This is a genomic window from Streptomyces sp. NPDC034084 (assembly GCF_055575535.1).
The window spans coordinates 377,901-389,680 of the sequence record NZ_JBVISK010000005.1 but is presented as its reverse complement, the minus strand read 5'-3'; the positions used below and the strand labels follow the sequence as shown (position 1 = coordinate 389,680).

Below are 11,780 nucleotides of genomic sequence, written 5' to 3'. Positions count from 1 at the left end.
GCCCTGCCGCCCACCACCCCCCGCCTCAGCCCCTCCCCGCCGCGCCCCCGAGGACCCGCCATGCGCACCACCACGAACAGAGGGCTCCAGCCCAACGTCCTCGGCACCTTCGACACGATCGTGATGGCCGTCGCCGGCAGCGCCCCCGCCTACTCGCTGGCCGCGACCACCGCCGTCCTCTTCGGCGCGGTCGGTCTCGCCGGGCCCGCCGCCCTGCTCTACTGCGCGATACCGATGCTCGGCATCGTCCTCGCGTACGCCCGCCTCGGCCGCATCGACGTCAACGCCGGCGCCGGATACTCCTGGGTGGGCCGCACCCTCCACCCCTTCCTGGGCTTCCTCTCCGGCTGGGCGCTGGTCTTCGCCGCCACCGTCTTCATGGTGGCCGGTTCGCTGCCCGCCGGCTCCCTCACGCTCTCCCTGATCGACCCGGAACTCGCCGGGAACACCCCGCTCGCGGCGGCCGTCGGCGCCGGCTGGTTCCTGATGATGCTGCTCGTCGTCCTGGGCGGCGCCCGGCTCACCGTACGGGCGCAGCTCGTGATGTCCGGCGTCGAGATGCTGATCCTGTTCGCCTTCGTCCTGGCCGCCGTCGGGCACCGGGGCCGGGCCACCGCCTTCGACTGGTCCTGGTTCTCCCTGGACCGCTTCCACGGGCCCGAGGGCTTCGCCGCGGGCGCCCTGATCGCCGCCTTCTACTACTGGGGCTGGGACGTCACCAGCAACCTCAGCGAGGAGACCCGCGACAGCCGCCGCACCGCGGGACTCGCCGCGCTCGTCGGCGTCGGCTTCGTCTTCCTCCTCTTCGAGGCCTTCACGGTCGCCGTCAACGTCCTGCTGAGCGCCGAGGAGATCCGCGCCGCCGGACCCAACGTGCTCGCCGTCCTCGGCCAGGAGATCTGGCCGGGCGTCGGCGGCAAGCTGCTCGTCGTGGCCGTCCTGCTGTCCACCGTCGCCACCCTGGAGACCACCCTCCTCCAGGTCACCCGCTCGCTCTTCGCGATGGGCCGCGACCGCACCCTGCCCGCCGCCCTCGGCCTGGTGCACCGCCGCTGGAACACCCCGTGGGTCGCGATCGCGGCCGTCGGCGGCGCCGCCCTCCTGATGTTCTGCGCCGCCGCGGCCGCCGGCTCCGTGCAGCGGATCCTCCGCGACGCCGTCGCCGCGATCGGCCTCCAGATCGCCTTCTACTACGGCCTCGCGGGCATCGCCGCCGTCGTCGCGTACAAGGCGGTCCTGTTCCACTCGGCACGGAACCTGCTCCTCGGCGGGCTCTGGCCGCTGCTGGGCTCGGCGTTCATGCTCTGGGCCTTCGTCGAATCGCTCGGCGAACTCTCCACGACCGCCCTCACCATCGGCCTCGGCGGACTCCTCCTCGGCGTGGTCCCGCTGCTCGTGTACTGGCGCAAGGGCAGCGACTACTACCGCCCGGCCCGCCTCGACGCCGTCCGCGCCCGCGAGGCGGCGGAGGGCTCGGGACCGGCCACGCGCGCGCGTACAGGAGGCCGCGACAACAGCTACGCGACGGACTTCTGACGCCTGCGCCACCCGTCCCCCCGGGGACGCGGCGACTTCTGACGGAACCGAACCCGAAGGAGGCCCCGATGGCCGTACGCCGCCGCCCGGCGCGCTTCGCGCCCGACTTCGACCCGGACTTCGGGGACCGGGCGCTGACCGAGGCGCGCCACGACATCGTCATCGGCCGCTGGCAGGGCGTACGGGACCTGCTCGCCGGCACCGGTACGGACTGGGCGCGCCGCACCCACCGGCTGCGGCTCCTCTCGCACGCCGCCGCCGGCAGCTCCACCGTCGAGACCTGGCGGGCCGCCGAGCCCGGCAACCCGGACGGCGCCGTGCTGCGGGCCGCGACCGAGGTGGTACGGGTCTTCGACGCGGCCATCGCGGCCGGCCGGGGCGCCACCCTCGAACGGGGCCGGATCGACGCCGCCGTCGACGCCTGCCGGGGCGCCGCCGAGGCCGCGCCGGCCGACCCGATGCCGTGGGTGGCGCTGCTCTCGGTGGCCCGGCTGTACGAGGGCGGGGTGCCGCGCCGGGAACTGCGGCACTGGTTCGACGAGTTGCGGCGCCGCGACCCGTACAACACCGAGGGTCACATCCAGGTGCTGCGCTACTGGTCGGCGCGGTGGCACGGCACGCACGGCAGCATGTACGACTTCGCCCGCGACGCGGCGGGCGTGGCACCGCCCGGCTCACCGCTGCCGGTCCTGGTGCAGGTGGCCCGGGTCGAGGAGTACCGGTACATCGCGGACGGGGCACTCGGCCGGGGCCCGGTGCGCGGCTTCGACCAGCACTGGAAGCACGAGCTGGCGGTGACGGAACTGCGCCGCACCCACGCGCGCTGGATCGGCGGAAGGGACCCGGGGCGCCCGGTGGCACCGGAGGAGGTCGCGGACCTCAACTTCCTGGCCCACGCCGCCTGCTACGCGGGGCAGGTGGAGATCGCCCGCGAGCTGATGGGGATGCTGGGGAGGCGGGCGGCGTGGGTGCCGTGGGCGTACACGGGCGACCCGGCGGAGCAGTTCACGAGGTTCCGGGAGGGCCTGGGAGTGGTGTGACGCCCCTTCCCAGGCCCCGCCGCGGCGGTCAGACGCCGATGTCGCGCCCGTCCGTACGCCAGACGGAGACGACCGCCGGGCGGACGATCCTGCCGGGTCCGTCGGGCCAGACGGAGGCGGGCTTCTCGACGGAGGCGCCGTCGACCTCGCCCGGGTGCTGCACGGAGACCAGGACGCGGCGGTCCTGCACGAGCGGGCCGCAGGTCTCGGCGCCGGTCGGCACGGTCAGGAACTGCTTGAGCTCACCGCGCCGCTCGCCGCGCGTGGCGACGCCGAACAGGCCGTCGTGCGAGCCGAGCTGGTTGCCGTCGGTGGAGATCCACAGGTTGCCGTGCGGGTCGAAGGCGACGTTGTCCGGGCAGGAGATCGGGGAGACCTTCTCCTTGGGGAAGCCGGCGAAGTACGTGGCGGGGTCGTTCGGGTCGCCGGCGACGAGGAACAGCCGCCAGGCGAAGCCGTCGGAGGACGGGTCGTCCCCGTGCTCGGCGAGTTCGAGGATCTGCCCGTGCTTGTTGAGGTTGCGCGGGTTGGCCTCGTCGGCGGGCGCGTACCCGGCCTTGCCACGGTTGGAGTTGTTCGTCAGCGCCACGTAGACCCGACCGGTACGCGGGGACGGCTCGACGTCCTCGGGACGGTCCATCTTCGTCGCCCCGACCTTGTCACCGGCGAGGCGGGTGAAGACGAACACCTCGTCGGCGGTCATGCCGGGCACGTGCGAGACGGCGCCGTCGGGACCGGCCGTGGCGAGCGGGATCCACACGCCGGACCCGTCGAACTCCCCGTCGTCCGGGTGCCTGCCGGTGCCGTCGATCTCGGCGGCGGGCGAGTCGCCGGTCAGCTTGGCGACGTAGAGGGTGCCCTCGTCGAGCAGGGTGAGGTTGTGCGCGTGCGCGGCCCGCGACGAACCCTTCTTCATCCGCTTGCCGGACACGAACTTGTAGAAGTAGTCGAACCGCTCGTCGTCGCCCATGTAGACGACCGGACGGCCGTCCTCGGTGAGCCGGGGCTGCGCGGCCTCGTGCTTGAAGCGGCCGAGCGCGGTGCGCTTGCGGGGCGTCGACTCGGGGTCGTACGGGTCGAGCTCGACGACCCAGCCGAAGCGGTGCACCTCGTGGGGCTCCTGCGCGAGGTCGAAGCGCTTGTCGAACCGCTCCCACTTCCGCTCGGAGGCGCCGGTGCCGACGCCGTACCGCTTGTCGGTGGCGCTCGACCCGTTGGCGAAGTACTGGTTGAAGTTCTCCTCGCCGTGGAGGGTGGTGCCCCACGGGGTGGTGCCGCCGGCGCAGTTGTTGAGCGTGCCGAGGACGGTACGGCCGGCCGGGTCGGCGGAGGTCTTCAGGAGGTCGCTCCCGGCGGCGGGCCCGGTGACCTCGAACTCGCTCGTCGTGTGGAGGCGGCGGTTGAGGTGGTGCCGGGTGACGGGCGTCAGCTTGCCCGTACGGTGCTCCTCCTGGACCACGACGACGGACAGGCCGTGCGCGGCCCAGGCGATCTCGACCTGCTCGCGGGTCGGGTCGGCGGGGTCGTACCCCCGGAACATGAGCACCTCGTCGGTGTACTCGTGGTTGGCGACGAGGACCTGGCGGTGGTGCTCCCCGCGCAGCGGCAGCAGGGAGAGGAAGTCGTTGTTGTAGCCGAACTGCCCGGCCTGCGCCTTCGCGGTCTGGCGCTCGGAGTCGAAGGCGGGCGCGCCGCGGAGGATGGGCTCGCCCCAGCGGATGACGACGTTCTGCGCGTACCCGGCGGGGACGGTGACCTGGTCGGCGGTGTTCGGGGCGACGGGCGCGAACCGGAGGCCGCGGGCGCCGTCGGCCGGCTTCTGGGGCCGGGCGGCGGCCTCCTGGGCGACGGCCTCCGGGGCGTTCCCGACGGCCACGGCCCCGCCCACGGCGGAGGCGACGGTCACGACAGCGGCGGCACGGAGCGCGGAACGGCGGGAGAGCACCCCGGCTATGACGTCGCCGACGTACTCGTTGTCGCTGGTGTTGGGCACCTCGTGGAAGCAGGCGTCACCGCACCGGAACCGGCAGGTGAGAGCGGAACGGCCGCCTCCGTGGGGGTTGGTGCTCAGCAGCGGCAGCAGTTTGCGCACTTCGTCCTCCTCCGGCGCACCCTTGCGCCGACATGGTGTCGGATTCCTTCGGCGGCGACGCTAGGTGCGCGGATCTGCACAGGGGCGGCGCCGGAGTGAACGCCGAATGAATGCACGGCAACCGGGGGCGACCGGGTCACGGGGGAGGGTGGGGGTGGCCGCTAACCTTACGTGTCCGCCCTGGCCAGGGATGAAAGTCCCGAAACGCCCAGTACGGACATTCACTGCACCCCCACTCATGCGAAAGGGTTCGCCCATGGGTATTCGGAGCATGCTGCGCAAGGTGTTCGGCCGGGACCGCGAGGAATCCCCGGCAACCTCCGTCCCGCCCCAGACGCGTGAGCCCCGGGAGCCCGGGGAGACCCTGGAGGCCGGGGAGGCCCGAGAGGCCTCGGAGGCGCGGGAGGTCCCGGAGGCGCGGGGCGCGTCGGAGGCGCGAGGTGCCTCGGAGGCGCGAGGTGCCTCGGAGGCGCCGAGTGGCGAGGGGGCGCGGGAGATCCCGGAGGCGCGGGGCGCGTCGGAGGCGCGGGAGGTCCTGGAGGCGCGGGAAGCTCCGGAGGTCCCGGACGTCCCGGACGCGGCGGCGCGCCGCGCGGCGGACGACCTGGTGGCGGCGGCCTTCGACAACCCGCAGATCCCGAAGGCCCGGGGCGGGGGTGACGCTGCGGGTCAGCCGGACGAGGCCCCGACGGCTCCCGAACGGACGGACGCGGCGCCTGCGGGGGAGCCTGCGGAGGCGACGGGGGCGGCTGTGGCTGCCGGCGAGACCGGGGAGGCGACTGCGGCGGAGCCTGTCGGCGAGCCTGCGGAGGCGACTGCGGCTGCCGAGGCGGAGGGTGCGGCCGGCGCCGACGAGCCCGCGCCCGGCGAGTCGGAAGCTGCCGCTGCCGCCGAGCCGGAGGGTGCGGCTTCCGCCGAGGAGCCCGAGGAGCCGGCGGCTGCCGAAGCCGCCGCGCCGACCGTTGAGGAGTCGGCCGACGCCGAAGCGGCCGACGAGGCCGAGGCGGCGGAGCCGGAGGCGACCGCCGTCGCGGACGACACGGCCCCGGCGGAGCCGGAAGCGGCCGAGACCGCCGCCCCGGCGGAGCCGGGGGCGGACGCCGTCGTAGACACGGACGCGGACGCGTCCGAACTCGCTCCGGAGGAGCAGGAAGCGGCGGAGCCGCAGGCGGACGCTGGGGCCGAGCCCTCCACGTCGGCCGAGCCCGAGGCAGCCGTCGTCGCGGACGACGCGGCTCCGGCGAAGCCGGAAGGGGACGCTGCCGACGCGCCCCAGACGGAGCCGGAGGCGACCGCCGACGCGGGCACGGACGCTGACGCGTCCGAACCCGCTCCGGAGGAGCAGGAGGCGGTCGAGCCCCAGGCCGAGACCACCGCCCCGGCCGAGCCCGTCGCCGTCGCGGCGGCCGAGCCGGAGGCCCGGGCCGACGAGGCTCAGGCCAGCGAGGCCCCCGCCGGCGAGGTGGACCAGGAAGACCAGGCCACCCCCGCCCTCCCCCTCGCCGCCGTCAAGGCCGCCGCGCCGCACCTCGCGGACGCGTACAAGGCGGCCGGGGCGCAGCTCAAGAAGCAGGGGCTCACGGGGGCGCGGGCCGCCGTGTACCTCGTCGTCGACCGGTCCGGCTCGATGCGCGGGTACTTCAAGGACGGTTCCGTGCAGCGCCTCGCCGAGCAGGTCACCGCGCTCGCCGCGCACCTGGACGAGGCCGCCACCGTGACGACCGTCTTCTTCTCGACGGACATCGACGGCACCGTCGACCTGACCCCGGCGACCCTCACCCCCACCCACGTGGAGGAGGTCAACGCCACCCTCGGCCGCCTGGGCCGTACCAACTACCACCGGGCCGTCGAAGAGGTCCTCGCCCACCACGAGAAGAACGACCCGGCCCGCCCGGCGCTCGTCGTGTTCCAGACGGACGGCGCCCCGGAGTCGAAGACGGCCGCCACGCAGGCGCTCGCCGAGGCCGAGGGCCGGCCGCTGCACTGGCGGTTCGTGGCCTGGGGCGAGGAGGACAACAAGGCCTTCGACTACCTCCGGAAGCTCGACGGCACCCCCCGTACCGCGACCTACTTCGCGGGCGCGACCCCCGTCGAGACGGCGCACGCCGCCTTCTACCGGGGCCTCCTCTCCGGCCTGGAGTTCTAGGAACCCGGCGCGGTGGCGGTGACCGGCAGGGTCACCGTCACCACCAGCCCGCCGCCCTCCTCCGCACCCCGCGCCACGGCCCGCACCGCACCGCCGTGCGCGACGGCGATCGACCGCACGATGGAGAGCCCGAGCCCCGCGCCGGGCCCCATCCGGTCGCGCCCCTCCCCGCGCCGGAAGGGTTCGAAGAGCCCCTCGACGGAGTCCGGCGTGACGACCGGCCCCGTGTTGACCACGGTCAGGACCCCTCCCCCCTCGACCCGTACGCGCACCTCGCCCCCCGGCACGTTGTACGCGACCGCGTTCGCGACGAGGTTCCGTACGAGCTGCGCGAGCAGCACCCGGCTCCCCCGTACGACACCGCCGTCGGCCACCACGCGGGCGTCCGCGTACTCCTCCCGGACGACGTCCGCGAGCCGCACGTCCTCCCGTTCCGCGAGCCCCCGCTCGCCGTGCGCGAGGAGCAGCAGCCCGTCGATGAGGCGTTCGCTGCGCCGGTTGGCGTCGAGGAGGACCTGCCGGACCTCGCAGTCGTCGTCGAGCCCGATCTGGATCGCGGCGCGCTGGGTGGCGAGCGGGGTGCGCAGTTCGTGGGAGGCGTTGGCGATGAACCGGCGCTGGCTGTCGAAGGCGGTCGCCAGGCGGTCGAGCAGCGCGTCGATGGTGTCGCCGAGCTCCTTGAGCTCGTCGTCGGGCCCGCGCACGTCGAGCCTCTCGTCGAGCCCGGAGAGCAGCCGGGCGCGGGCGGTCATCTCGTGGACGGGCCGCAGGACGCGTCCCGCCGTCCACCACCCCACCACGACCGCGCCACAGGCGATGACGAGCAGGGCCAGGCAGGACCACATGAGCATCTGCTCGCCGGCGGCCCGGCTGACGTCGTCGCCGATCCGGTACGCCTCGACCACGGCGACGTCGTCCGCGCGGGCGACGATCGCGTCGGCCTCGCCGTCCGTCCCGGCTCTGACCAGCAGGTTCACCACGAGCAGCAGGACGGCCCCGAGGACCAGGAAGACGCCTCCGTACACGAGCGCGATACGGGTGCGGATGGTGGAGCCGGCGCCGAGGAGTCCGGGGCGGCTCACAGGACGTACCCCACGCCCTGCACGGTCCTGATGAGGCCCGGCTCTCCCAGCTTCGCCCTCAGCTTGCTCATGCAGACCCGTACGGCCCCGGTGAAGGGGTCGGCGTGGGCGTCCCAGGCGCGTTCGAGGAGCTCCTCGGCGGAGACTACGGCGCCGTCGGCCTCCAGGAGGATCTGGAGGACGGAGAACTCCTTGGGGGACAGGTCGAGCTCCCGCCCGTCGCGGAGGGCGGTCCGCCGGACGGTGTCCATGACGAGTCCGCCGCGCTCCAGGAGCGGGGGCAGGGCGGGCCGGGCGGAGCGCCGGCGGAGGGCGCGGACGCGGGAGACCAGCTCGGGGAAGTCGAAGGGCTTGCCCAGGTAGTCGTCGGCGCCGAGGTCGAGGCCGTCGACACGGTCCTCGACGGAGGAGGAGGCGGTGAGCATGAGGATCCGGGTGGGCGACCCGGCGGCGACGAGCCGGCGGGCCACGTCGTCGCCGTGGACCCGGGGCAGATCCCGGTCGAGGACGAGGACGTCGTAGGGGCCGGGCGCGAGCGGCGCCCCGGGGACGAGGCCGTACGGGCCCTGCCCGGCGCCGTACGAGCCCTGCCGTGCGTCGTACGAGCTCCGCCCCGCCTCGTACGCGGGCAGTCCGAGCAGCTCCAGGGCGTCGTCCCCGGCGTGGACGGTGTCGACGGCGAAGCCCGCCCGCCGCAGGCCGGTGGCGAGGAGTGCGGCGAGGTCCCGCTCGTCCTCGGCTACGAGTACACGCATGCGGTCCATCCTCCCGACCCCAGGCACCACGCCCGCCCCCACCCCCCACGGTTTATGGATGTGAGTGGATCTTCGTCCGACCGTTAGGATTTCGACCATGGCGGCCACTGGATCCGAGAAGCAGGGGGCGAAGGCGTTCTACGTCACGACCCCCATCTACTACGTCAACGACGCTCCTCACCTGGGCCACGCCTACACGACCGTCGCAGGCGACGTGCTCACGCGCTGGCACCGTCAGCGCGGCGAGAAGGTGTGGTACCTCACCGGCACGGACGAGCACGGTCAGAAGATCATGCGCACGGCCGAGGCGAACAACGTCACGCCCCAGGCCTGGTGCGACAAGCTCGTCGAGGAGGCGTGGAAGCCCCTCTGGGAGCACCTGAACATCGCGAACGACGACTTCATCCGTACGACGCAGAAGCGTCACACCGACCGCGTCCAGGAGTTCGTGCAGGACCTGTACGACAAGGACGAGATCTACAAGGGCGGGTACGAAGGCCCGTACTGCGTGGGTTGTGAGGAGTACAAGCTCCCCGGCGACCTGATCGAGGCGGAGGACGGCACCAAGCTGTGCGCCGTCCACAAGAAGCCGGTGGAGATCCTCAAGGAGGAGAACTACTTCTTCAAGCTGAGCGAGTACGGCCCGAAGCTGCTCGAGTTCTACGAGGCGAACCCGGGCTTCATCCAGCCGGAGTCGGCCCGCAACGAGGTCGTGAACTTCGTCAAGCAGGGCCTGGAGGACCTCTCCATCTCGCGCTCGACGTTCGACTGGGGCGTCCCGGTGCCGTGGGACGAGAAGCACGTCATCTACGTGTGGATCGACGCGCTCCTGAACTACGCGACGGCCGTCGGCTACAACGAGAACCCGGCGAAGTTCGACGAGACCTTCCCGGCGAACGTGCACCTCATCGGCAAGGACATCCTGCGGTTCCACGCGGTGATCTGGCCGGCGATGCTGATGGCGCAGGGCCTGCCGGTCCCCGGCCGGGTCGCGGCCAACGGCTGGCTGATGGTCGGCGGCGAGAAGATGTCGAAGTCGAACCTGACCGGCATCAAGCCGCAGGACCTGACCTCGCACTTCGGCGTGGACGCGTACCGCTGGTACTTCCTGCGGGCGATCGCGTTCGGCCAGGACGGCTCGTTCTCGTGGGAGGACTTCACCGCCCGCTACACGAGCGAGCTGGCGAACGACTACGGCAACCTGGCGTCCCGCGTGGCGGCGATGGTCGGCAAGTACTTCGGCGGCGAGCTGCCGGCGTCGACGGCCGACGGTGACGCCGAGAAGGCGATCCACGAGGGCCTGGCCAAGGCGGTCGCGACGGCCGACCAGAAGATCGGCGAGGAGCTGGACTTCCAGGCCGGCATCCTGGCGATCTTCGACTTCGTGAAGCAGGTCAACGGCTACATCACGGAGCAGGAGCCGTGGAAGGTCGCGAAGGACGACTCGGAGGAGGGCCGGGCCCGCCTCGCCACGATCCTCTACACGGCCGCGGAATCCCTCCGCGCCGTCGCCGTCCTCCTCAACCCGATCATGCCGGAGACCTCGCAGGCCCTCTGGGAGTCCCTGGGCGCCGAGGCGTCCCTGGGCGTCCTGGCGGCGCAGCCGGTCCAGTCCGCCGCCACGTGGGGGCAGCTCCCGGCCGGCGCGACGGTGACGAAGGGCGCGGTGCTGTTCCCGCGCCTTGAGGAGCCGAAGAAGGACTGACGGCGTACTGACGTCACGAAGAAGGCCGCCGTCCCGGTGTCGATCCGGGGCGGCGGCCTTTGCCGTACGGGTCACGCGGCCAGGGCGAGTGCGGCGACGGCGGGCGCCATGTAGAGGAGCGGGAAGGCCACGTGGCCGTACGAGCGGGCGCGGAGCACGGTGATCACGGCCCCGGTGAAGTAGAGGACGAGCCCGATCGCGGCGAGGGTCCCGATGACGGGTACGAAGAACCCGACGACGAGCCCGACGGCCCCGGCGACCTTGGCGGCCCCGAGCAGGTTCCACCAGGACCGCGGCACCCCGTACTCGGCGAGCGGCTCGACGACGAACTTGGCCCTGGCGAAGATCGACACCCCGGAGAACCCGGCCATGAACGCGGCGACGGCGGTGACGACGATGGCGGTGGTGGACATGGCGTTGGGCTCCTTAGACCTTCCGGCATCCGGCTCGACCGAGCCGGACACTGCACTGACGGAGGCCGGGCGAGGAGTGTGACAGCCACGGAGAAATTCGTTCCGGCGCCCACGGGGGGCCGGGACGTGACGCACAGGGGCAAACGGTGTTGCGAACTCGCACGGCTCGACGTCAGCCTGGTCAGGACCACAGCCGGGACAATCGATCCGGGAGGACGACGTGCCGACATCCCAGGCCCCCGGCCTTTTCAGCAGGCTCTGGTTCCACGAGGTGGTGGGGCCGGCCGACGACGCCTGGGGAGGGATCTGCGTCGTCCGCTGTATCGCAGGCACCGCCCGAGTCGGACAGGTCTTCGTCCTGGAGCGGGAACAGGGCACGGTGGGGCCCGAAGGCGCGCTCACGCTGGAGGACATCGAGAAGTACGAATCCGTGGAATTCACCGGCCCCCCGCACAGCGCCGCGATCCTCCTCTCCGGCGGCCCGCTCGACCGGCTCCGGAAGGGGGACGTCCTCGTGTCCCACCCGGCGCCCGACTGGTACCGGAAGCTCGAAGCGTGCGGCCTCCAGGTCCTGGACTTCGACAGGTCACCCCGATTGCCCGATGTGCGCCGGGCCCACATCGCCTGGGCGGGGTACGAGACGAAGCCGACCGCCACGGTCGGCCATGCGCGACCCGATGCCGCGGAAGAACTGGACCGCCGGTGGGATGCGCTGGCGGCTTCCGCTCGACTCATGACGGACGAGGGTGAGTTCAGCATGCTGGCACCGGGAGCGGGGAGCCACGAGATCGGCTGGATCAGAGTCAAGGACCCGTTGGGCACCAACCTGCCCTCCCGCATGCTGGCAGGCGCCGGCCTCAAGGAGTTCCTGACCGTTTCCGCGGACGGGCGGACCATGTGCGCGGTGTCCGATGAGGAGTACGACAAGTGGATCATTGTGCATCGGTTCGATGAAGAGCGCCGGGGAACCTGACAGGCGGTCCGACGTCCCGGTGCCGGTCGGCGGGCAGG

At 72.7% G+C, this 11,780-nt stretch carries 9 protein-coding genes; 5 read left to right on the top strand and 4 right to left on the bottom strand.

What is annotated here, in order from left to right; all coding sequences use genetic code 11:
- The first annotated feature begins 60 nt into the window (after nucleotides 1-60).
- Together ACZ51I_RS20250 and ACZ51I_RS20245 are read left to right on the top strand one after the other, a co-directional pair.
- A complete protein-coding gene (locus ACZ51I_RS20250) occupies nucleotides 61-1,536 on the top strand; it encodes an APC family permease (protein ID WP_468877585.1) in 1,476 nt (491 codons plus the stop codon).
- A gap of 68 nt (nucleotides 1,537-1,604) precedes the next feature.
- Nucleotides 1,605-2,576: a hypothetical protein gene (locus ACZ51I_RS20245; RefSeq protein ID WP_468877583.1), complete on the top strand. Its 972-nt coding sequence runs from the start codon at nucleotides 1,605-1,607 to the stop codon at nucleotides 2,574-2,576.
- A gap of 28 nt (nucleotides 2,577-2,604) precedes the next feature.
- On the opposite strand, the gene ACZ51I_RS20240 is transcribed toward ACZ51I_RS20245, so the two are convergent.
- Nucleotides 2,605-4,668, bottom strand: coding sequence for a PhoX family protein (locus ACZ51I_RS20240; RefSeq protein ID WP_468877580.1), 2,064 nt, complete (start codon nucleotides 4,666-4,668; stop codon nucleotides 2,605-2,607).
- Between the two features lie 256 nt (nucleotides 4,669-4,924).
- On the opposite strand from ACZ51I_RS20240, the gene ACZ51I_RS20235 reads away from it, so the two are divergent.
- Nucleotides 4,925-6,814 carry a VWA domain-containing protein gene (locus ACZ51I_RS20235; protein WP_468877578.1) on the top strand — a complete coding sequence of 630 codons (1,890 nt, stop codon included), beginning with the start codon at nucleotides 4,925-4,927 and terminating at the stop codon, nucleotides 6,812-6,814.
- Here the strand turns inward: ACZ51I_RS20235 and ACZ51I_RS20230 are convergent.
- Nucleotides 6,811-7,896 (bottom strand): sensor histidine kinase, encoded by a 1,086-nt coding sequence (locus tag ACZ51I_RS20230; RefSeq protein ID WP_468877575.1) that lies wholly within the window; start codon nucleotides 7,894-7,896, stop codon nucleotides 6,811-6,813. The two genes, ACZ51I_RS20235 and ACZ51I_RS20230, sit on opposite strands and share 4 nt — an antisense overlap.
- A complete protein-coding gene (locus ACZ51I_RS20225) occupies nucleotides 7,893-8,651 on the bottom strand; it encodes a response regulator transcription factor (protein WP_468877572.1) in 759 nt (252 codons plus the stop codon). The genes ACZ51I_RS20230 and ACZ51I_RS20225 overlap by 4 nt, the downstream gene beginning before the upstream one ends.
- A gap of 97 nt (nucleotides 8,652-8,748) precedes the next feature.
- Between ACZ51I_RS20225 and metG the strand changes: the two genes are divergently transcribed.
- Complete coding sequence (gene metG, locus ACZ51I_RS20220) at nucleotides 8,749-10,356, top strand: methionine--tRNA ligase (RefSeq protein ID WP_468877570.1); 1,608 nt, start codon at nucleotides 8,749-8,751, stop codon at nucleotides 10,354-10,356.
- A 71-nt stretch (nucleotides 10,357-10,427) separates the two neighbouring features.
- On the opposite strand, the gene ACZ51I_RS20215 is transcribed toward metG, so the two are convergent.
- Complete coding sequence (locus tag ACZ51I_RS20215) at nucleotides 10,428-10,769, bottom strand: DoxX family protein (protein WP_468877568.1); 342 nt, start codon at nucleotides 10,767-10,769, stop codon at nucleotides 10,428-10,430.
- A 271-nt stretch (nucleotides 10,770-11,040) separates the two neighbouring features.
- On the opposite strand from ACZ51I_RS20215, the gene ACZ51I_RS20210 reads away from it, so the two are divergent.
- Nucleotides 11,041-11,742: a hypothetical protein gene (locus tag ACZ51I_RS20210; protein WP_468877565.1), complete on the top strand. Its 702-nt coding sequence runs from the start codon at nucleotides 11,041-11,043 to the stop codon at nucleotides 11,740-11,742.
- The last annotated feature ends 38 nt before the right edge of the window (nucleotides 11,743-11,780 follow it).